Source organism: Hymenobacter sp. FMD4 (assembly GCF_058932745.1).
In genome coordinates this window covers 118,525-139,191 of sequence record NZ_JBZYWH010000004.1, presented here as the reverse complement: position 1 = coordinate 139,191, position 20,667 = coordinate 118,525, and the positions used below count along the sequence as shown (strand labels likewise).

Annotated in this window: 17 protein-coding genes; 10 read left to right on the top strand and 7 right to left on the bottom strand. The window is 60.2% G+C overall.

The window, feature by feature from the left end:
- Positions 1 to 104: 104 nt before the first annotated feature.
- Positions 105 to 1,442, bottom strand: a complete 1,338-nt coding sequence (locus AC5FXY_RS06010) for a DUF2254 domain-containing protein (RefSeq protein WP_493555738.1) — start codon at positions 1,440 to 1,442, stop codon at positions 105 to 107.
- Between the two features lie 229 nt (positions 1,443 to 1,671).
- Between AC5FXY_RS06010 and AC5FXY_RS06005 the strand changes: the two genes are divergently transcribed.
- Positions 1,672 to 2,208 carry a DUF421 domain-containing protein gene (locus AC5FXY_RS06005; RefSeq protein ID WP_493555737.1) on the top strand — a complete coding sequence of 179 codons (537 nt, stop codon included), beginning with the start codon at positions 1,672 to 1,674 and terminating at the stop codon, positions 2,206 to 2,208.
- A 103-nt stretch (positions 2,209 to 2,311) separates the two neighbouring features.
- On the opposite strand, the gene AC5FXY_RS06000 is transcribed toward AC5FXY_RS06005, so the two are convergent.
- Complete coding sequence (locus tag AC5FXY_RS06000) at positions 2,312 to 2,647, bottom strand: hypothetical protein (RefSeq protein WP_493555736.1); 336 nt, start codon at positions 2,645 to 2,647, stop codon at positions 2,312 to 2,314.
- A 407-nt stretch (positions 2,648 to 3,054) separates the two neighbouring features.
- Here AC5FXY_RS06000 and AC5FXY_RS05995 point away from each other — a divergent pair, with 407 nt between their 5' ends.
- From AC5FXY_RS05995 to AC5FXY_RS05985, 3 genes are all read left to right on the top strand, one after another.
- The gene (locus tag AC5FXY_RS05995; protein ID WP_493555735.1) at positions 3,055 to 3,612 is read left to right on the top strand and encodes a hypothetical protein; all 558 of its coding nucleotides are present in this window, start codon (positions 3,055 to 3,057) and stop codon (positions 3,610 to 3,612) included.
- Positions 3,613 to 3,836: 224 nt separating this feature from the next.
- Complete coding sequence (locus tag AC5FXY_RS05990; protein WP_493555734.1) at positions 3,837 to 8,057, top strand: GLEYA domain-containing protein; 4,221 nt, start codon at positions 3,837 to 3,839, stop codon at positions 8,055 to 8,057.
- A gap of 214 nt (positions 8,058 to 8,271) precedes the next feature.
- Positions 8,272 to 9,591: a cystathionine gamma-synthase family protein gene (locus AC5FXY_RS05985; protein WP_493555733.1), complete on the top strand. Its 1,320-nt coding sequence runs from the start codon at positions 8,272 to 8,274 to the stop codon at positions 9,589 to 9,591.
- Positions 9,592 to 9,821: 230 nt separating this feature from the next.
- On the opposite strand, the gene AC5FXY_RS05980 is transcribed toward AC5FXY_RS05985, so the two are convergent.
- The 5 genes from AC5FXY_RS05980 to AC5FXY_RS05960 form a co-directional block, all read right to left on the bottom strand.
- Positions 9,822 to 10,190 (bottom strand): hypothetical protein, encoded by a 369-nt coding sequence (locus AC5FXY_RS05980; RefSeq protein ID WP_493555732.1) that lies wholly within the window; start codon positions 10,188 to 10,190, stop codon positions 9,822 to 9,824.
- A gap of 11 nt (positions 10,191 to 10,201) precedes the next feature.
- Positions 10,202 to 11,128 carry a UV DNA damage repair endonuclease UvsE gene (gene uvsE, locus AC5FXY_RS05975; protein ID WP_493555731.1) on the bottom strand — a complete coding sequence of 309 codons (927 nt, stop codon included), beginning with the start codon at positions 11,126 to 11,128 and terminating at the stop codon, positions 10,202 to 10,204.
- Positions 11,129 to 11,189: 61 nt separating this feature from the next.
- A complete protein-coding gene (locus AC5FXY_RS05970) occupies positions 11,190 to 11,969 on the bottom strand; it encodes a carboxypeptidase-like regulatory domain-containing protein (RefSeq protein WP_493555730.1) in 780 nt (259 codons plus the stop codon).
- Positions 11,970 to 12,091: 122 nt separating this feature from the next.
- The gene (locus tag AC5FXY_RS05965) at positions 12,092 to 12,781 is read right to left on the bottom strand and encodes a hypothetical protein (protein ID WP_493555729.1); all 690 of its coding nucleotides are present in this window, start codon (positions 12,779 to 12,781) and stop codon (positions 12,092 to 12,094) included.
- Positions 12,782 to 12,917: 136 nt separating this feature from the next.
- Complete coding sequence (locus AC5FXY_RS05960) at positions 12,918 to 14,162, bottom strand: metallophosphoesterase (protein ID WP_493555728.1); 1,245 nt, start codon at positions 14,160 to 14,162, stop codon at positions 12,918 to 12,920.
- A 109-nt stretch (positions 14,163 to 14,271) separates the two neighbouring features.
- Between AC5FXY_RS05960 and radC the strand changes: the two genes are divergently transcribed.
- The 6 genes from radC (at position 14,272) to AC5FXY_RS05930 (ending at position 20,664) form a co-directional block, all read left to right on the top strand.
- Positions 14,272 to 15,015 (top strand): RadC family protein, encoded by a 744-nt coding sequence (radC, locus tag AC5FXY_RS05955; RefSeq protein WP_493555727.1) that lies wholly within the window; start codon positions 14,272 to 14,274, stop codon positions 15,013 to 15,015.
- 242 nt (positions 15,016 to 15,257) lie between these two features.
- Positions 15,258 to 16,475, top strand: a complete 1,218-nt coding sequence (locus AC5FXY_RS05950; protein WP_493555726.1) for a BamA/TamA family outer membrane protein — start codon at positions 15,258 to 15,260, stop codon at positions 16,473 to 16,475.
- Positions 16,476 to 16,673: 198 nt separating this feature from the next.
- Complete coding sequence (locus AC5FXY_RS05945; RefSeq protein ID WP_493555725.1) at positions 16,674 to 17,297, top strand: DUF1684 domain-containing protein; 624 nt, start codon at positions 16,674 to 16,676, stop codon at positions 17,295 to 17,297.
- Positions 17,298 to 17,418: 121 nt separating this feature from the next.
- On the top strand, positions 17,419 to 19,857 hold the full coding sequence (gene pheT / locus AC5FXY_RS05940) for a phenylalanine--tRNA ligase subunit beta (protein WP_493555724.1): 2,439 nt from the start codon (positions 17,419 to 17,421) through the stop codon (positions 19,855 to 19,857).
- A gap of 184 nt (positions 19,858 to 20,041) precedes the next feature.
- Complete coding sequence (locus AC5FXY_RS05935) at positions 20,042 to 20,338, top strand: hypothetical protein (protein ID WP_493555723.1); 297 nt, start codon at positions 20,042 to 20,044, stop codon at positions 20,336 to 20,338.
- A gap of 35 nt (positions 20,339 to 20,373) precedes the next feature.
- Entirely contained in the window at positions 20,374 to 20,664 is a 291-nt protein-coding gene (locus tag AC5FXY_RS05930; protein ID WP_493555722.1) for a cell division protein ZapA, read from the top strand.
- Positions 20,665 to 20,667 lie beyond the last annotated feature (3 nt).

Sequence of the window (20,667 nt, the reverse complement as noted above, 5' to 3'; positions counted from 1 at the left end):
GCTGCAACAACAGAGGCTAACCGGTCCCAGCGTTTTTCTCGATAAACCATCAGGTGTAAGTCGCCGGTGCACTAAATGCTTGGCTAGCGACCAGTCAAGTATCACTAGGTCCCAAGCCGTAACAGTTCCTGCACCTCCGCGAGTCGCTGAGTTACCTGCGCCTGTTCATATTCAGTCGATACAGTGCGCGTAGCAGTTTCGCGAATCAAATCTACTTGCCGGGCCAGCACACGACGGCGCTTTTCCGACTGCGTGTAGCGGCCAGCCGTGCCCACTGCCGTGAGTAAGCGCATCAGTACGGCCGCGTTGCCATCGGCGCTGCTGCGGATCTGGTCGAAGGCAGTGCTAACGTAATCGGCATAGGAGGGGCGCTTCGTGACCACGTGCACGCGTTTTTCGGCGCTATGGTCGGTGCGTAGGGGCTCATCGATGCGGCGGGCCGAAAGCTGGGCCAGCAGCGCGCCAAGGTGGTCGATGCAGATGATGGCTGTAGTAGTATCGTTGACGCCCGGCGACAAGGCCTTGAGTGCAATGTCCACGATTTGGCGAAACCCAAACCCGGCGTCTTGCTCGATGGTGCGCTGATTACCAATGCTAAAGGCAGCCTGCAACTGTTGCCGTACCTCGGGCGTGAGGTGGTAGCCGGCGCCTTGCTTCGCTATTGTTAGGAGGGGAGCATTCTTGGCCACAAAGCTGCCGATGCCGCGCTCCATTCGGACAATGCATTCCTGTTGCTGGGCAAAGCGGAGCAGGTCTTCGTCATTGATGCTTTCCACGTAACCCGAAAGTGGGGCGGGCACTTCCTGCCAAGGCAGGGTCGCTGCGTGAAGGAGCAATTCTTCCGATTCGTCGGAGCTGGCCTCTTCGCCCAACTCCTGCGGAAATAGGCGCTGCATGGCCTCTTCGGTTTCGCGGCTGACGTTGCTGACGATGTTGGCGGCCTGAATCGAAACCGAAATGTGGTGGATGAAGAAGACCAAGACCCCGATGCTGAGCAGCGCCAGCACCAAACCAAACGTTACGGCTAAGGAAGGAATAAAACGACCTTCGTCACCACCCCGAATGGTACGCAGCACAATAAGGCAGTACACGAAGATGCTGACGAAGGAACCGAGCACCACCTGATTGGCCCGGTCGCGCATGAAGTTCCGCAGCACCCGGGGAGTGTATTGGTTGGAAATCTGCGCCAACGTGGACAGCGTCAGCGAAAAAATCAGACCTGCCACTGTAATCATGGAGCCCGCCACGGCCGCCAGCACCCCGCGCGCCCCATCGGCGCCAGCGCCAAACAGCATGGGATAATCATCGACCCAATCTCCGCCCAACCGAACGTCGATTATGATCAGCGCCGTAGCCAGAATAATAGCGCCGGTTACCATCACCGTGGGCACAAACCACAAACTCGAATTGAGCTCCAGCCACAAACGTTGAAGTCGCGTCATGCCTTGCATACTCGCCCGGCAATGTGGCGGTTGTGGTGCCGTGCGTTTTGCCTTGGGGCGGAGGATTCAAGTAAGCGCTGGCTTCAGGACGCGGAACAACCCCTGCAAGAATAACTGCGTTAGCCCCACAAGGTCAATCATGTGTCGCCGGTCCACCGGGCACCACGCTACTAGCCTGCGGACGGCAATCGTTGCCGCCTAGGCTGGCCACCTATCCAATCCGAGCTCTATGGATCAGCTTTTCTTTACCAGCTGGGAAAGCATAGGCCGCACGCTGTTGGTGGGCGTGGGAGCATACACGGGGCTGGTGCTGATGCTGCGAGTTTCGGGTAAGCGCACCCTTACCAAGATGAATGCTTTTGATCTGGTGGTAACGGTGGCGTTGGGCTCTACGCTGGCCACGGTACTGCTAAGCAAAGACGTCGCCCTAGCCGACGGCCTTGCTGCCTTTGCCCTGCTGATATTGCTGCAGTTCAGCATTACCTGGCTTTCCGTGCGCTACCAAGCCGTGAGTAAGCTGGTCAAATCGGAACCGCGGCTGCTGGCATACCAAGGCCAGTACCTGCGCGCGACGATGAAAGCCGAGCGGGTAACGGAGGCCGAAGTCATGGCTACCCTGCGTGAGCACGGCGTGTCCGACTTGGGAGAGGTGGAAGCCGTAGTGCTGGAAACCGGTGGCGACCTGAGCGTGCTTAAGCAAGGAGCAATCGGTTCGCAGTCGACCCTGCGCGAGTTGCGCAAGCCCGCGCTTCCCGGCGAAGATTAAGCTGCCACTGGGGGCTTTGCGTGCTGATACAACGCAAAAAGTCCCGCTGGCGTCGGCCGGCAGGACTCTCGAAAACGGAAGCGTACGCTGTTGAGTGGAAAGCTTATTGCACGAGGGCTAGCTGCGAAGCTTTAGCCGAGGCTTTCTGCGAGGCTACGTAGCGGGAATATTGGGCCGGCGTTACTACCAGTTTCAGGCCTTCGGCAAAATGGCGGTCCGTATTCAAGGCTGTTGTTTCCTGCTCGTCAAACTGCCGAAGCGTGAGGCGGTATACCTGGTGAACTTGGTGCGGAAGCAGTTGCATCGTGTTGCCGAGGTAGCGGCTTACCTCCACGGCCTTCGAGTACTTGTTCGAGGCAGGGGTGGCGGCGTGCATGCGAACCGAGAAGGCCAGCATTAGAAACAACGTAAGGGCGAGGTAGTAGCGGAAATTTTTCATCTGTTAGGTGTGTGGTGCTGCTTGGGGAGCGGCGATGAGCGATTGATGCTGTAAACCTATTTGTTCAGCAAAGCCGCTGCCACAAAACACGCCGAACGGACCTCTGGGCTGTGCCAACACACCAATTGACTAAGCGAAAAATAACATTGCCAGTCTGGGGCGAAACATTTCGCGGCTTCAAAAGGGTGGCACCCCGGCAACGAGGCCGGGGCTGAATGCACCGTTCATCAGTCCTCGTTGGCCTTTAAAAGACAAAGCCGCTTGAGTATCAGTAACCCCAAACGAGTCAGGTAGGACAAATTCAACGCTGCTCAACAATAACAAATGGACACCGCTTGCGCGTAAGAACCCAAGCTTGGGAGGCGAAGCCCAGCTTTTATTCTACCATCCCCAAAACACAACACATCATGAAAAAGGTATTTGTACTGGCCGCGCTGCTGGCCGCTGGCATGACTGCACACGCTCAATCTACTACTGGTGGCTCTACTGCGGGCAGCACGACTTCGGGCGGTACTACCGCTGGCGCCGGTCGTTCTACTTCGGGCGCTTCTACATCCGGTATGTCTACCTCGGGTAGCTCTACTTCGGGCACGATGGGAACTACCTCGGGCTCGGGTTCTGGCTCTACAGCCGGCTCTACTACTTCGGGAGGCACCACTTCGGGTGGCATGAGCACTTCGGGCTCTACAAGCGGCTCCGGTGCCTCTACCTCGGGCACGGGCACTTCGGGCAGCTCTACTTCGGGTACCATGGGAACTACCTCGGGCTCAACTAGCGGCTCCGGTGTGACTACCAACGGCTCCGGAAGCTCTACCAGCGGAACTACTAGCGGTTCTATGGGTCAGGGCTCTACTACCAATGGCAACGTACGCGGCCAAGGTCAGCGAAACAGCACCAATAAGAGCACCAAATCGAAGAGCACGCGCAGCCGTTCGGGCTCCAGCACTTCGGGCTCGCGCATGTAACTGCGCCAACTGGCTTGCCACACGAGGCCCTGCGTCGCTTGATGCAGGGCCTTTTTCGTTGGGTTATGTCAACCTCTATATCTCTCCGGAACAGAGACAAGGATACCGCCATTATCTTTCTATTAATACAATGATATATAGTATTCGTGATGCAATTTTGCGCGTTGAAAAGCTCGCGTGATTCTGAACGTGAGAGAACTACTCTTCTCAACACCCTATTGCACATGAAGATATCATTACGGGTCTGGTCCGCTGATCGGGCGCAGAAGGCGTGCTCGTATGGCCAGTCCATTTGGCTCGGAGCTGGTTTTATGGCTCTGATGCTCAGTTCAGCCCATGTGGCTGAGGCCCAAAAGGGCAAAAACGGCACGGTGACCATTGCCACTACCAACGCACTCGTGAATGAGTTCACAGCCCTTACCGCTGATGCAGCAGTGGGAGCAACCTCCATTAGCGTTGCCAATAACGCCCTCAACACCAATGGCCGCTTCTCGACTCCGCTGGCAGCGGGCGACCTGGTGATGATTGTGCAGATGCAGGGCGCCAGCATCGATGCTTCGGATAGCCCAAGCTACGGTTCAGTAACGGCTTACAACAATGCTGGCCGTTACGAGGTGGCAGAAGTACAAAGCGTAACCGGCAGTACATCCATTGCGCTGAGCTGCGGCCTTAAGAACAACTACAGCACTGCTGGCCGCGTGCAGGTGGTGCGCATCCCGCGCTACGCTTCGCTGACTGTCAACAGCGGGGCTTCACTGACGGCTACACCATGGAACGGAACCACGGGTGGCGTGCTGGCTGTGGAAGTTCAGAACAACGCTGTCATCAACGGAACTCTGAACGCTACGGCCATTGGCTTTCGCGGAGGCGCCGTAGACAACGAGTCAGAAGACAATAACAATATCATTACTGGCTACCGGGGCGCAAACGCCTCGTTTGGCGCCGAGAAAGGCGAAGGCATTGCCGGCTATCAGGCTGGCTACGATGCGCTGAACGGTCGTTACGGCCGCGGCGCAGCGGCCAACGGCGGTGGCGGTGGAAACTCGCACAACGCAGCCGGCGGCGGCGGCGCCAATGTGGGCAGCACGCCCTGGACCGGTACCGGCAACCCCGACCGCGGCGCGTCTAATGCCTTTGATGCCGCCTGGAACCTGGAAGCGGCGGGCTTTGCAACTTCTGCCTCGTCGGGCGGTGGGCGCGGTGGGTATTCTTTTGCCAATGCCAACGCAAACGCGCTTACGCAGGGCCCCGGCAATTCGGTATGGTCCGGCAATAACCGCCAGAACGTGGGGGGCCTTGGCGGACGCCCGCTGGAAACGCGCGGCCGCATTTTCCTCGGCGGCGGCGGCGGGGCTGGCGACGGCAACAACAGCGGGGCCACCTCCGGCGGCAACGGCGGCGGGCTGGTGTACCTGCTGGCTGGCGGCTCGGTATCGGGTACGGGCAGCCTGCTGGCCAATGGCGGCAGCGGACAGCGAACCAACGGTAATGCGGCTGCCAGCGGCCAGGACGCCGGTGGCGGTGGTGGCGGCGGCGGTAGCATTGTGCTACACGTCGGCGGCAGCATCACCGGTGTAACGGCTTCGGCTCAGGGCGGTACTGGCAACTCACAAGTGACAACTGGATCCGAATCGGAGGGACCCGGTGGCGGCGGCGGCGGCGGTTACGTGCTTTATACTAACGCCAGCGGCACCAACTTCACGACGCTCGTGGCTGGCGGTGCCAACGGCACTACTTCCTCGCCTTCGCTTTCGGAATTCCCGGCCAACGGCGCCACGCGCGGCGGTGCTGGCCTTGTACGGACGGTGCTGTTCAACGACCAGTGCGCCGTGGCCGATGTGACCACAACGCTCGCGCCGCTGGCTAACCCCGTGTTGGCCAGCCAGCTAGGCGGCTTTACCGTTACGTTCAGCAACCCTTCCGGCACCACCGGCGCCAATGAAGTGCTGGGCGAGGTGCAATTGCCGGCTGGTCTGACCAACGTGAGCATCAGCAATGGCGGTAGCTACAACGCAGCTACCGGCTTGGTATCGTTCCCAAATCTGGAAAACCTGACTGCTGGGCAGACCTTTAGCGCTACTATCAGCTTCACAACTCCGCCTACGGGGCCAGTCAGCGCTACTTCCAGCATCAGCACTACCACAGGGGAAGGGGTAAATACCAACCCCAACACCGCGGCCAGCTCTTTTGTAGTGACGCCCATTGCCGACGTTACCACAAGCATGAGCGGCCCCGCGGCGGCCGACCGCAACGGCCCCTCAGGCGCGTACACGGTCACATTCTCGAACAACGGCCCCTCGGCCGCGGCAGACGTTACGCAGACAGTTACGTTGCCTACGGGCTCATCGAACCCGGTGCTACCTGCCGGAGCGGCATATAATGCAACTAGTCGGACGATTGATTTCGGCACCGTAGCCAACCTGGCCGCGGGGGCTAGCAACTCATACTCGTTTAGCTTCACTACGCCCAACGTTAACGGAAGCGTCAACCTGATCAGCAACACTGGTACCAGCACGCGGCAGGACCCTGCCAACGCCAGCGGCGCGGGTAGCGCACCCGATAGCTTTACGTTGCCCGTCACCCTGACCAACAGTGCATCTGACCTTTCGGTAACAGTGACGGCCGCTGCCTCATCGGTGCTGGCCGGACAGCCGGGCCAGTTTAATGTGACCTTTGCCAACAACGGCAGCAACTCCGCCAACACGACCGGTCAGGTACAACTGCCGACCGGCCTCACGGTGGGCGGTGGGCTGTCGAGCGGCTGGAGCTACAACCCTGCAACTGGGCTGGTGACCTTTACCGCCGGCACGTTCTCGCTCAGCAATGGCGGCACGCGGGCACTGGTTATTCCGTTCACGGCGCCGAACTCCGGCCCGGTGACGGCTACGGCCACCATCAACTCCAGCTCGGTTTTCGACAACAACCAGAACAACAACACGGCTAGCGCCGGCATCGATATCACGCCGGCGGCTGATATCGCAACCACGCTTAGCGGACCAACCACTGCCGCAGCCGGTTCCGTGGTCAGCTACACGGCCAATGTCACCAACCTCGGGCCATTAGCTGCTACTGGGGTTACGACTACGGTGCAACTGGCACGGGGCCTGTTCAACGTGACGGGTGGTACCTATAACTTTGATTCGGGCCTGCTCACCCTGGCCTCGAACCAGACCATCAGCAACGGGGAAAGCCAGAACTTCCCCATCTCATTTAGCTTACCCAATAACAACCAGCCGGTCAGCGGCGTGGCTAGCAGCACGGCTTCCACGGCCGATGCGGTAGCGGCCAACAACAACGGCACGGCCGCTGCGGCCATCGTCAATACTTCCGTGACCCTGCCCCAGGGCAACTGCGGTGGTACCACCGTGGCCGGCCAACCCTCCACGCAGGGCTTGTTCGCGGAGTACTACCAAGGCTATTTCAACGATAACCTTAATTTCTTCTCCAGTCGCACGGCAAACCTCCGCCGGACCGATGCACAGGTAAACTACAACGCCAACAACGTGTGGGGCGACCTGACGTCGGCCTTCAGCAACGGCAGCGTCTCCAACCCCGACCAATTTACGGCCCGCTACCGCGGCTACATCACCATCACTACGGGCGGTACGTACACGTTCTCCCTGAACAGCGACGATGCTTCTTACATGTGGATCGGCAACCCCGCGCGCGACGCTGTGCCGGCGCTGAGCCGCGTGCTGATCAACAATGGCGGTGCTCACGGCCCCATCACGGTATCGGGTACGGTAACGCTGGAAGCAGGTACTTATCCGCTGGTAATCTACTACGGCGAGAACGGCGGCGGCAACGTCATGACGTTCTCGTACGCCGGCCCTGATACCAACAACGGCACGGTAGTGGTGCCGAGCAACGTGCTATGCTCGACGCAGTTTAGCGGCCCGCTGCCCGTGGAGCTGACGCGCTTCGACGCCAAAGCCCAAGGCGTAGACGCCCAACTAAGCTGGCAGACGGCGCAGGAGAAAAACAACCGCCGCTTCGTGGTGGAGCGCTCCACGGATGGAATTCGCTTCGAGGCCGTTGGGTTCCAGGCTGGCCACGGCACCACCAGCGTACCCCAGCGCTACGCTTTCACCGATGCCAGCGCCCTGCGCCACGGCCGCACACTTTACTACCGCCTCAATCAGGAGGACTACGATGGCACGACCACTTACTCGGCGGTGCGCGTGGTAAGCTTCGGCGAGCTGGTGGATGAGCTCTTGTACCCGAACCCCGCCACGGAGGTGCTGCACGTTCGTCTGCCCGCCCTGGGCACCGCGCCTACGGAACTCACCGTGTATTCGGCCATCGGCCAGGTAGTACTGCGGCACCCACTGACCAGCGGCCCGGCCGCCGATCTGGACCTGCGCGGTCTGCCAAAGGGAACGTACCTGCTGCAGGTAAGCGGAGCACAAGGCCAACTGCTAACCCGCCGCTTTGTAAAGAACTAAAGGGTTTCGCCCCCTATGAAAAAGCCGCCCTCCAGCCTGGAGGGCGGCTTTTTGTTTATCCAAAAAGCAAGTTGATCAAGAGAGCGGTGCTTCGGCCAGCAGGGGAGCGGGAGCAGTCAAAAAGTCTCCGTGAAGCAGTGATTTAGCCACCTACAGGGTGACTTCGGGCAAAATCCTACCTTCGCCTACATTCCCATCTACCCATTCCCACCCCATGAAAGAAGTACGCAAGCAGGCCGAACTCAATGGCCGACGGCTTAAGCCGGAGAGCCTGATGATGAGCTACGGCTTTAAGCCCGAGTGGAGCGAAGGCGCCATCAAGTGCCCGATTTTCCAGACGTCGACCTTCGTTTTCAAAAACGCCGAGGAAGGCAAAGCCTTTTTCGAATTAGCCTACGGCCTGCGCCAGCCCGCGCCCGAAGAGGAGATGGGCTTGATCTACAGCCGCCTCAATAACCCATCCCTCGAAATCCTGGAAGACCGCCTCACGCTTTGGGACGGCGCCGAAGACGCGGCCACCTTCGCCAGCGGCATGGCCGCCATCAGCACCACGCTGCTGGCCCTGCTGCAGCCCGGCGACGTGGTGCTGCACTCCGAGCCCGTGTACGGCGGCACCGACTTTTTCCTGAAAAATGTGCTGCCGCGCTTTGGCATCACGGCTGAAGGTTTCTCACCCACCTTGCCCGCCGACGAGCTGCTGGCCCGCGCCGCCGCGCTGGGCGACAAGCTAGCCGTGCTCTACGTAGAAACGCCCGCCAACCCGACTAATCACCTCGTCGACCTCGATGCCTGTGTGGCTGCTGCCCGCCAGGCCGGCACCGCCGAGCGGCCTTGCCGCGTGGTAGTCGACAATACCTTTTTGGGACCGGTATTTCAGCATCCGCTGCGCCACGGCGCCGATCTGGTCATTTATTCTGCCACTAAGTTCCTCGGCGGGCATTCCGATCTGATTGCCGGGGCCACCTTGGGGTCCAAAGCGCTGATGAAGGACGTGCGGGCCATGCGCACGTTCATGGGTTCTATGTGCGACCCCAATACCGGCTGGATGCTCATGCGCAGCCTCGAAACGCTGAAGCTGCGCATGGAGCGTGCGGCTGAGTCGGCGCGAGTGGTGGCCGACTGGCTGCGCAACCACCCGCAGGTGACGCGCACGTATTACCTGGGGCACCTAGAGCACGACACAGCCCAGCAAGACATTTACCGTCGTCAGTGCCTGTCGCCGGGCTCCATGATTTCGTTTGACATCCAAGGCGGTGAAGCTGAAGCGTTTTTGTTTCTGAACCGCCTAAAGCTCATCAAGCTGGCCGTCAGCCTCGGCGGCACCGAAAGCCTGGCCGAGCACCCCGCCACCATGACGCACTCCGACATCACGCCCGAATTGCAGCGTGATATGGGCATCACGGCCAGCATGGTACGCCTGAGCATTGGGGTAGAGGACCCGCAGGACCTTATAGCTGATCTGGCCCAAGCTTTCGGCGACGAGGCTTGGCAGGAAGCCGCAGAATCACAATTGCTGTATGATGCGGTGATTTAGGCCTCACTCCAGCCTCGCTCCTAAGGGAGCGGGAATAGCTACCAGCAACGATTACGGCAGCCAGCACCTATGCCGACGCTTCGGGACCTTGTATTCGGTAGCAACAGTGTAGAAAAGCCAAGCGGGGCCGTCGAACTCAGTTCGGCGGCCCCGCTGTCGTTGTTGAGGCATGACTCATTCTATCCACGATGTCGCGTATGGAGCGAGATAGTAGCTAGGTAACTGGGGTTTTACTTGCCGTTGTTATCGGCTTCCAGCTCGCCGCCGATGCGCAGCAGCAATGTGCTGAGTTGCGACAGACCTACCTTGCGGTCCTCAGGAGCCTGGGGCATCACGTCCGTAATCTGCGCGCCAAGCATGCTGAGCGAGCGGCCGATGATGGGCCCGTCGAGGGTGCCGCTGCTGAGGAGGGATTGGAGGTTGCCGATTTCGCGGGCAATGTTCTGCAAGGCCGGGTCGCCGCTTTGCAGAAACTGCTGCTGCCAAACCTCGGTAGTATCCATGGCTTGGCTGAGGGGCACGGCCGTGAGGCCGCTTTGCAGGGCGTGGATGGTATCGGCGAGCAGATCAGCGTTTTGTTCAGAATTGGCCAGGTGCATGGGCGAATAGCTTAGTAAGAAGTGGCAGATGAAGTAGGGGGCATGGCCAGGCGGCCGGCGTCGCGCAGGATGGCGCAGGCGCGGTGGGCGCTGGCTTCTTTGTCTTTGATTTCAAGCATGATATCGGCTTCGATGCCGCGCAAGTCGTCCAGGAAAGCCCGAAACAGGTCTTCTTCGATGGAGGCGACGTGCTTGCCGCGTCGCTCCCCCGGCGCTTGTGAGCTATAATCCACCATCAGCGGGCCGTCTTGCTCGGGGTGCCAGGTGGCCGCGGCGAGTTGCAAGGCCATGGGCATCGGCTCGCCGTTGTTCAGGCACTCGTGGTGGAAGTTATCGAAGAGCACGGGCACGCCCACTGCATCGTAGAGGCGCAGACAGTCTTGCAGGCTATAAAGACGGTCGTCGTTTTCGACTACCAAACGGACTTTCACGGCTTCGGGCAGTAGCTCCCGGAACGTGGTAATCCAGCGTTTGAGGGCTGCTTCCTTATCGCCGTACACGCCGCCGGCGTGGATTTGCAGCTTGGCCTTGCCGTCGAGGCCCATCAGATCGAGCATGGAGCCCTGATAAACCAGTTCGGCCACGCTGCGCTCTACAATACCAGCATCGGGCGAGTTCAGGACCACGAACTGGTCGGGGTGAAACGACACGCGCATGTCGTGCTGCTTGATGTAGTCGCCGAGGGCCCGAAATTCCGCCGCAAAGCGCGTTTGCCACGGATAGGTATTGACGGGGTGCGAGCCAAACGGCACGATGCCCGAGCCAAAGCGGAAAAAGCGCAGGTTGTGCTGCACGTTGTACTCCAAAATGCGCTGCAGGCACGCCAGGTTGTTGGCCACGGCCTGCTCCACCCGCTCATCGGAGTACGATGCCAGCCGAAACGTGGAGGTGGAGGTGCAGTCCAGGGACTCGTTGACGCAAGGATAGCCGATTCTCATAGCTACGACTTACGCCAGCGCCGTTGAATGGTTAGCCGTCGAGCTTCAAGTGGGGGCAGGGCTAGGGCTTGGGCGTTAGGCTGCCCGCCGGGGGCTGGGCAGGCGTTTGTGGCAACAGAATCTGCCGCGGCACGGTCACGGGTATATGCAGCGTGTCCACTTCATAGCCTTGGTTCACGCGAAACAGGCGGTTGTAGGCCCGGCGCTTGGTCAGCTCGGCTTCCAGGCGTTTCTGCTCCTGAATTTCTTCCATCTTCCGGCGCTGCATGCCTTCGCGGGAAAACTGGTCGTAGATCAGGCTGATGGGACTCCCGATTGTGGGTACCGGCGCCTTGGGCGCGGTGGAATCTACCGGGAACAGCGGCTTGGGCTTGGGTGGCCGCTTCACGGCATTGGGCGGTGGCGTGGGTCGCCGAATGTTGCGCAGCGCCTTGCTGATGGTAGCATCGTCGGGGCGGCCTTCCCGGATGGTAACGCCGGTGAGCTGCACACTGGCGCGCTCCAGCTTCACCTGCACGATAATCTGCGACAGGCCGGTGCCGCCTAGCGGCAGGCGGTACGTGGCGTAGCCCACGGAGCGAAACACCAGCGTGTCGGTCGACAGGGCGGTGATGGCGAAGTCGCCTTCCGCATCGGCCACCACGCCGCGGCGGGTACGGGAGTTTACCACCGACGCGCCCTGCAGCGCTGCCTTGGTGTCCTTATCACTGATTGAGCCCGTGACGCGCACCTGGTTTTGCGCCTGAGCGCTGACACCGGTAACCGCCGTCAGCCAAAACGCGGCCAGCAAGCCGAGCAAGCGGAAAAATGAAGCGGGAAAGCGGGGGAGAGAAGCAGTCATTCAGATCGGCACAACACCAAAATCAGGCGCAATGTATTCAAGCCTCGGCCCAATGAGTCAAAAAAAGCCCGCAACGTTGGCAACGTTGCGGGCTTTATCAGACAAAGCGCAGGGCGCTAGGTTTACTTAATCACCGTTTTTCCGCCGTCGGCTGGCTTTTCTTTGTAGGTACCGTCGTCGCCGGCCAGCTTGGTTTTGTTGCCTTCGGCGTCCTTCACTTTCAGGTCACCGTCAGACTTCAGCTTCACTTTATTGCCGTCCGAGTCTTTCACCTTGGCCTTGCTGGCGTTCATGGTGGAAGTACCCGACGACATATCCGCTGCGTTCATTTCGCCGGAGTTCGACATGGTCGCATCCGTCGACATGGAAGCATCGGTCGAGCTCATGTAGCGGTCCTCCAAATACATCGGGCGGCTCGACTCATAAGCCGAATACTGCTCCGGCTGGGTCAGGATGCTGTGCATCTCCTCGTCGGCATCGTGGTATACGCCGCGCATGGCTTCGGCCAAGCCGGTGGTATCATTCAGGTACTGGTTGTGCACGTCGCCGAGGCGCTTGGAGCGGTTGTAGTACACGGTGCGCACCCGTTCGCGGGTGGCGTCGTCCAGCTTCATATTGGTAGCCATGTCGCTCGAAATCCGGTCGGCGCGGCTGTTGTAGTCAGCATCGGAATAGCCGCCCATGGCTGCCGAGCCCGATTCGTTGGCCGACATGTCGGTGTTGGTAGTGGCCGTATCGGCCGATTTATCGCTGCTGCAGGAAGCCATGGCCAGCGCACCTGCGCAAGCCAATAGCATGAATGACTTTTTCATATCAGGAAAGACGTTTGGTTGGAGGTGCGTCGGGAGGCGGGCGCCGATTGCGCCGCTACCTCATCGGTGACACACAGCGGCTTATACGCCCTCGCTGCGTGTTGCGTTACCTCACTCGTTGTCTTTTGCCGATATGCTACGCCCGCCGGAGCTCAAAAACGGTGATTTCCGGCAGGAAGCCCACGCGCCCCGGATAGCCGATAAAGCCCAGACCTGTATTGACATACAGCAGCTGCTTGCCGCGTTCGTACAGGCCAGCCCACTGCTTGTACACGTATTGCACGGGGCTCCATTTCAGGCTCGGCAAATTCACGCCGAACTGCATGCCGTGGGTGTGGCCGGAGAGGGTCAGGTCGATGTCGGGGTAAGAGAGGACCTGCGCTTCCCAGTGCGAGGGGTCGTGGGAGAGCAGAATCTTGAACGGCGCGTCGCCTGAGGAGGCATGAGCCTTGGCCAGGTCGCCGTATTTGGCGAAGCCCCGCTCGCCCCAGTTCTGCACGCCCAGAATGGCGATTTTCTCGCCGTTGCGCTCGATGTGTTGGGTTTCGTCGAGCAACAGGCGCCAGCCGATTTTGGCGTGGTTCTGCTTGATGCGGGCTAGGTTGGCGGCCTTGGCCGGCGTACCGCCCAATGCCTCCCAGTTCACGTAGTCGGAATAGTCGTGGTTGCCAAGGATGGAAAGCTTGGGCAGCTTGGATTGAATCTGAGCCAGCGTATCGATGTGCTCCTCCACCTCCTGGGCGAAGTTGTTGACCAAGTCACCGGTCATCACCACTAGGTCGGCTTCCTGTTTGTTGATCAGCGCTACGGCACGGCGCAGCGGGCCTTTCGACGGAAAGGAGCCGGTGTGCAGGTCAGAAATCTGCAAGAGTTTGAAGCCATCAAACGAGGCCGGCAGGTTGGGGAAGCGTAGCGTCACGCGCCGCACCTGGTAGTTGGTGGCACCGCGCACCATGCCGTAGATCAGCGCCACGAAGGGGACGCCGGCTACCAGCAAGGCCAGCTTGCTCAGAAATTCACTGCGGGTAATGGGCTCCCCGCCCGCGCCCCGCGAGCCGCTGAAAAGCCGCGCAATCCAGCGGCCGGTGCGCACAATGTCTTCCGGCACAAGGAAAAGCAGCACGATGAGCTTGGCCACCACTAAGGCCAGCAGCACGCCGCCGATATAGCCTTTGTAAGGCGTATTGCCCTCTTGGCGGGTGCTCATGGCCCAAAGGCCGGCTATCCACAGTCCGCCCGATACTACCCAGTACGCTACGGAAGCCAGACGACGGGTATTAGGCGAATAGTTTTGCACCAAGGTGCGAATGGCCTGCGCACCGTAGAACTCGGCCACGATGATCAGGAGCAAAAAGAATCCAGACGAAAAAAGTCGACGCATAATGGGCTATCAAACCCGGCGACGCGCTTTTGGTTGCGCCGCGGGGGTGGTTCGGTAGACGAACTAGGGGAAATTTTACTTTACTTCCTGCCAACAATCCCAGTGACGTATGAATTCGCTTGATACCTTATCGGAGGAAGAACCCGCGCGCGGCGCTTACCAGGCGCCCGTTAGCTTCAGCATCAAGAGCTGGGCCGAAGAAGACCGCCCCCGCGAAAAGCTGCTACTCAAGGGCCGCGCCGCCCTTTCCGACGCCGAGTTGATGGCCATTCTGCTGGGTTCGGGCACCGCCAAGCTCTCGGCCGTGGACGTCGCCAAACTCATACTGGCCGCCGTCGGCAATGACCTCAACGAACTAGCCAAGCTTTCCATCAAAGACCTGATGCGCCACAAGGGCATCGGCGAAGCCAAGGCAATAACCATTGTGGCGGCGCTGGAACTGGGCCGGCGCCGCAAGGAAACGGCCGCCGCCGAGCGCGTCACCATTACGTGCTCCACGGATATCTACAATCTCGTCCGGCCCAACCTGCAGGACCTGCCGCACGAGGAATTCTGGGTTATCATGCTGAACCGCGCCAACGTGGTAATGCGGCAGGAAAAAATCAGCAGCGGCGGTGTGGCCGGTACCGTCGCCGACCCGAAGATGATCTTCAAGCAAGCCCTGGAAAAGCTGGCCAGCAGCATCATTTTGGTGCACAACCATCCCAGCGGCAACCGGCAGCCCTCCGCTGCCGACATCATGCTGACCAAAAAACTTAAAGAGGCTGGCGGTTTTCTGGATCTGCCGGTGCTCGACCACCTGATTTACACAGATAGAGGCTATTACAGCTTTGCCGACGAAGGAATTTTGTAGCCGAAAGTGGTGCTGAAGTAGGTAGGGGCAATTGATTTCTGGGCCTGGATCAATGATTTGTTGACCAGGATAGTGTTGGTTTGTACTGTCAATTGCTCAGGGCAAGTCGGGCTGAACATGGAGGAGCGTTGTCGGTTACACACTGCCACGAAGGTGCAGTGGACCGGTGCAGGCAGATTTCGCAACCTGCTCTTGTTTGGGTTTGTCTTTCGCTCTGAACCTGTTTCTGCTCAGACCCCTCCATGATCAGCTGTGTTCCGATAACTATTCTGGCAATAGCCCGAGTCCGCCGCGTGCTGGCGGTGCTGTTGCTGCTTGCCAGTTTGGGCCGGCCAGCGGTGGGGCAAGAAGCCAAGCCCGGCTTCTGGCGCAAGTTTCACCCCGATTCGCTGGCCAACCGGTCGCTGCGCTTTATTCCGGTGCCCGTTATTCAGTCCAGCCCCGAAACTGGGCTGCGCGGGGGCATCGCGCTGGATTTCTTCTTCAATACCGGCCAGCAACCCGCCGCCCTTCCCGATTCGCTGCTGTCCACGGGCGGCGCACCCACCGATTCGACTAACTACACCACCCGCGACTCCTTCGCCTTTGTGCAGGGGCTTTACAGCAGCAGGCGGCAACTCACGCTTGAGAGCGTGTGGCAGATTTACAGCCCCGCCGAGCGTTACATCCTGCGCGGGCGCGGCGGTTACCTTGATTACTCGGAGTACTACTGGGGTGTGGGCAATCAAACGCTGGCAGAAAAGAGCAATACCAATCTTTTCTACCAGCGCTATTATTTCCAGAGCCGGGCATGGCGCCGACTCAGCAGCGGTCTTTTTGCCGGGCTCAGCTACACCTTTAGTCAGCACCAGCAGCTGCGCCTCGACGAGGAGCCGGCTTCCTACGAAAGTCTGGCCGGTAGCGCGGGCAGCCGCATATCCGGCCTCGGGCCCACGCTGCTGGCCGACTACCGCAACAACCCTTTTAGCCCTACGCAAGGCTGGTACGCCGAGTGGACCATGCAGGCCTACGGCCGCGCCCTCGGAAGCCAATACCGTTACACCGAGCACATCTTAGACCTGCGCCGCTACCTGCGCTTGCCCGGCAAATCCATCCTGGGCGTGCAGGCGGTGGGGCATTTTACCAGTGGCACAGTGCCGCTGCTGGAGCTGCCGCGCTTGGGCGGCCCCAACATCATGCGCGGCTTCGTGCTCGGCCGCTACCGCGACCGGCAGCTGTGGTCGGCCCAAACGGAGTACCGCTACCCCCTGAACCGGTTTTTGGTGGCGGCGGCCTTCGCCTCGGCAGGCGGCGTGGCCCCGTCCATCGGGGATTTTGCGCTGACTGACACCCAGTACGCCGGGGGCGCGGGCCTGCGCGTGCTGCTGAATCGTAAAAAGAATCTGTACATGCGCCTCGACCAGGCGTGGAATTCCAACGGCACCTCCAACTTCTACTTTCGGGTGATGGATGCTTTTTGAGCCGTTAAGGGCTTGTCGATTACCGTCGGCCTGCTGCTGATCAAGCTGGCGGCGGTATAAGCGCGCAACGCGGGACTGTCTGGCCCTCAATGACCGAAAGCCTGTGACTTGCGTGGCACCGCGTCGCTTACCCTGCACTCCAAGTCTGCTGCCGCCCCTAGCCGTCTTATCTTCGTGGCAGAATCTGCCCTTACTTGCATGCCCAAGCTTTCCATTCCCAAAATTCTGCTTGGCTTCGGCCTTCTCATCGTCATCGGCTACATCATTTCCGATCTTGTTCTCAGCGACGACCAATACGCTTTCAAGCTAAAACAGGAGCGGAAGCAGAAGAACGAGACGTTTCGCAGCCACAACGACTCGCCCTTGCCCGAAGAACTGCACGAGGTGTTCGACAGCTTGCGTTACTACGTGCCCAACCGCGACTGGCGCGTAAAAGCCAGGCTGGAGCGGCTGCCCGAAGGCGACACCCTAAGTCTGCCCCTCACCGAAGGTGGCGTCGATAAGTACACGCGCTTTGCCCGCGCCACTTTTGAGTGGCAGGGCCAGCCCCAGACGCTGACGCTGCTTAAGCGCGCAAGTAAAGACGACCCGACGCTGTTCGTGCCTTTCACTGACAAGACCAACGGCCGCACCACCTACGGCGGCGGCCGCTACCTCGACGTGGAGACACCCGCCGAAAACGACAAGCAGGTTATCCTCGACTTCAACCGCACTTATAACCCGTACTGCGCCTACGGCGGCAAATTCTCTTGCCCCATGCCGCCCAAGGAGAACTGGCTCACCATTGAAGTGCCAGTAGGGGAGAAGACTTACAAAGATTAACTCGCCGTCGGTGTAGCAAGGGCTTGCAGAGCCCGCGCTACATCGTTCAGCTCCTTTTACCTTTGCCGCCTCAGGTCCGAAGCGTCCGCCATCCACCGGCCGCTGACTACTGATAACTACTATGAAGATTTCCCTCGACTGGCTCCGCACGCTTTTCCCCACCGATAAATCTGCTGCCGATATTTCGGCCCTGCTCACCAGCTCCGGCCTCGAAGTAGAAGGCGTGGAAGAACTGGAAAGCGTGCCCGGCGGTCTGCAGGGCGTGGTGCTGGGCACGGTGCTCACCCGCGACAAGCACCCCGATGCCGACAAGCTCAGCATCACTACCGTCGACGTGGGTGACAGTACCCCGCGCAACATCGTGTGCGGTGCTCCCAACGTGGCCGCCGGCCAGCGCGTGGTAGTGGCCTTGGAAGGCGCCGTGCTGCATCCCAGCAGCGGCGAGCCGTTTAAAATCAAAAAGTCGAAGATTCGGGGTGCAGCCTCCGAAGGCATGATCTGCGCCGAGGACGAAATCGGCCTGGGCAGCTCGCACGCCGGCATCATGGTGCTCGATACTGACCTGCCCAATGGCACGCCGGCCGCCGAGTACTTTGGTTTGTCGTCGGACCACGTGTTCGAAATCGGCCTGACGCCCAACCGGGCTGACGCCGCCTCGCACTTCGGCGTGGCCCGCGACCTGCGCGCCCTGCTGCGCCAGCCCCTGCAGCTGCCCGACATCAGCCACTTTCACGCCCCGGCTCAGGTTGAAGCCACACCGGTAAGTGTGCAGATTGAGGATGCCGAAGGCTGCCCGCGCTACGCCGGTCTGCTGCTGGAAGGTGTGCAGGTGGGCCCATCGCCGGAGTGGCTGCAGCGCCGCCTGCGCAACATCGGTCTGTCGCCCATCAACAACGTGGTGGACGTAACCAACTACGTGCTGCACGAGTTAGGGCAGCCCTTGCACGCCTTCGACGCCGACCAGATCGGCGGCAACGGCATTCGGGTGCGCCGCGCCGCCGCGGGCGAAACGCTTGCCACATTGGACGGCATCGAGCGTACCCTTAAGGCCGAAGACCTCATCATTGCCGACGCCCAAGGAAATGCCTTAGCCCTGGCCGGCGTATTCGGCGGTAAAACCTCGGGCGTGAATGAAGGCAGCACCCGCGTATTCCTTGAAAGCGCGTACTTCAATCCTGCCGTAGCCCGCAAAACGGCCCAAAACCACCAACTCAAAACCGATGCTTCGTTCCGCTTTGAGCGGGGCACCGATCCGCACATGGTGCCGCTGGCCCTCAAGCGTGCTGCCCTGTTGCTGCAGGAAGTAGCTGGTGCCCGCGTGGCCGCCCCCATCGTGGATGTGTACCCCACGCACATCGAGCACACACCGGTGCGCCTGCTGCTGCCGCGGGTAGAAAAGCTCATCGGGCATTACATCGCCCCCGACCGCATCCGTCAAATCCTTACCGACCTCGATATTCTCATCACCGAGGAAAACAACGACGTAACGGGTGGCCCCGAGTGGATTCTGGCTGTGCCGCCCTACCGCGTGGACGTGACCCGGGAGGCCGATGTGGTGGAGGAAGTTCTGCGCATCTACGGTTACGACCACGTGCCGCTGCGCCAGCACAACGCTGCCGCCTTCCTGGCCCGCTTCCCCCAGCCCGACCCCGAGCTGCTGCGCCGCGACGCCAGCCAGCTGCTCAGTGGGCAGGGCTACTCGGAAATCGTGACGAACTCGCTCACCAACTCGCGCTATTTCGAAACCGCGGAGCAGCCAACCGCCGAGTTAGTGCGTGTGCTGAACTATAACTCGGCCGACCTCGACGTAATGCGGCCCACGCTGCTGCACTCGGGCCTGGAAATCATCCGTCACAACGTCAACCGCCGGCAGCGCGACCTGAAGCTCTACGAGTTTGGCCGCAGCTACCACCGTCAGCCCGACGGTTCCTACAAGGAGCGCCCCACGCTGGCCATCTTCCTGACCGGCAACGTGCAGGCCGAAACCTGGCAGCAGAAAGACGAGAAAACAGCTTACCACCATCTGGCTGGCGCCGTGCTACAAGTGTTGCGCAGTCTCGGCCACGCGCAGCCCGGCCAGCAGCCCGTACAGCACCCCTACCTCAACGGCGGCCTCACGCTCACGCTCCACAACCAGCCCGTCGTGCACCTCGGCAGCGTGTCGGCCAAGGTGCTGAAGCAGATGGACGTGACGCAGCCCGTGTGGTACGCCGAGCTGGACTGGGCCTGGCTGACGAAGAAATACCGCGGCGCCCTCACTGTGCAGGAGCCAGCCAAGTTCCCGGAAGTTCGCCGCGACCTGTCGTTGGTAGTGGACTTAGGCGTGAGCTTCGAGCAGTTGCGCCAGATTGCTACCAAAGCCGAGAAGAAGCTGCTGCGCGAAGTAAACGTGTTCGACGTGTACCAAGGCGAAAACCTCGGCCAGGGTAAAAAGTCCTACTCGCTGAGCTTCGTGCTGCAAGACCCCGAGCGCACCCTCACCGATCAGGCCATTGATCAGGTGATGCAAAAGCTGATGGCGCAGTTCGAGCAGCAAGCCGGTGCCGTAATTCGAAAGTAGAACGAAGTAGCGCGGGCTTTCGCTCCGCTGTCCGGTCGTTGCCAGCCCGCGTCCGCGGATGCTATTCTTAATCGTTGCACAACCGCACGATTGAAAATTACTATCCAAGGATGCGGGCTGGCAACGGCCGGACGGCGAAGGCAAAGTCCGCGCTACAATGTATTTTGCCTGAAATTCCTACTTCATGGCCTCAACCCAGCAGCTTGCCCAACTCGACCGATTGGAACGGCAGGTAGCCACCTTAGTGGCTGCCTATCAGCAAGTGCGCGAGGAGCTGGCCGATGCCAACACCACCATTCAGCAGCTTCAGGCCGAGGTGCGTGACCGGGATAGGCAGCTACGAGAGCACCAGAACCAGGAAAATATTGTTAAACTTGCTAACACCATAGCTGGCGAACCGGCTACCGCAACCGAGCTGAAACAACGTCTCAACGAATACATCCGCGAACTAGATAAGTGCCTTGCCTATTTGAGGGAGTAGCCTAAACCACCGACCCACCCCAAGCACCCGCGACTGTGACCGAATTAGCCATTAAAATCCGCATTGCCGACCGTGACTACCCCCTACGGGTGTCGCCGCAGGAAGAGGAGCGTCTGCGCTTAGCGGGCCGCCTTCTGAACGAGAGGATCAAGGAATTTCGGGAACAATACGGCATTCAGGACAAGCAGGACCTGCTGGCCATGATTGCGCTTACCACATTGGCCGACCGCATGAAGGCCGTGAAGGAAAAGGACGGTACCGACGCCGCACTGACGGAGCGCTTGGCGCGCCTCGATCAGCTACTGGCTTCGGTGGTACTCGCCTAACAT

Excerpts from the sequence above, each read along its gene's own strand:
- AC5FXY_RS05995 (WP_493555735.1), top strand. The coding sequence starts at position 3,055 with ATGAAAAAGGTATTTGTACTGGCCGCGCTGCTGGCCGCTGGCATGACT.
- AC5FXY_RS05970 (WP_493555730.1), bottom strand. The coding sequence starts at position 11,969 with ATGACTGCTTCTCTCCCCCGCTTTCCCGCTTCATTTTTCCGCTTGCTC.
- AC5FXY_RS05965 (WP_493555729.1), bottom strand. The coding sequence starts at position 12,781 with ATGAAAAAGTCATTCATGCTATTGGCTTGCGCAGGTGCGCTGGCCATG.
- AC5FXY_RS06000 (WP_493555736.1), bottom strand. The coding sequence starts at position 2,647 with ATGAAAAATTTCCGCTACTACCTCGCCCTTACGTTGTTTCTAATGCTG.
- AC5FXY_RS05935 (WP_493555723.1), top strand. The coding sequence starts at position 20,042 with ATGGCCTCAACCCAGCAGCTTGCCCAACTCGACCGATTGGAACGGCAG.
- uvsE (WP_493555731.1), bottom strand. The coding sequence starts at position 11,128 with ATGAGAATCGGCTATCCTTGCGTCAACGAGTCCCTGGACTGCACCTCC.
- AC5FXY_RS06005 (WP_493555737.1), top strand. The coding sequence starts at position 1,672 with ATGGATCAGCTTTTCTTTACCAGCTGGGAAAGCATAGGCCGCACGCTG.
- AC5FXY_RS05945 (WP_493555725.1), top strand. The coding sequence starts at position 16,674 with ATGCCCAAGCTTTCCATTCCCAAAATTCTGCTTGGCTTCGGCCTTCTC.
- AC5FXY_RS05990 (WP_493555734.1), top strand. The coding sequence starts at position 3,837 with ATGAAGATATCATTACGGGTCTGGTCCGCTGATCGGGCGCAGAAGGCG.
- pheT (WP_493555724.1), top strand. The coding sequence starts at position 17,419 with ATGAAGATTTCCCTCGACTGGCTCCGCACGCTTTTCCCCACCGATAAA.
- AC5FXY_RS06010 (WP_493555738.1), bottom strand. The coding sequence starts at position 1,442 with ATGACGCGACTTCAACGTTTGTGGCTGGAGCTCAATTCGAGTTTGTGG.
- AC5FXY_RS05985 (WP_493555733.1), top strand. The coding sequence starts at position 8,272 with ATGAAAGAAGTACGCAAGCAGGCCGAACTCAATGGCCGACGGCTTAAG.
- AC5FXY_RS05960 (WP_493555728.1), bottom strand. The coding sequence starts at position 14,162 with ATGCGTCGACTTTTTTCGTCTGGATTCTTTTTGCTCCTGATCATCGTG.
- AC5FXY_RS05950 (WP_493555726.1), top strand. The coding sequence starts at position 15,258 with ATGATCAGCTGTGTTCCGATAACTATTCTGGCAATAGCCCGAGTCCGC.
- AC5FXY_RS05980 (WP_493555732.1), bottom strand. The coding sequence starts at position 10,190 with ATGCACCTGGCCAATTCTGAACAAAACGCTGATCTGCTCGCCGATACC.
- radC (WP_493555727.1), top strand. The coding sequence starts at position 14,272 with ATGAATTCGCTTGATACCTTATCGGAGGAAGAACCCGCGCGCGGCGCT.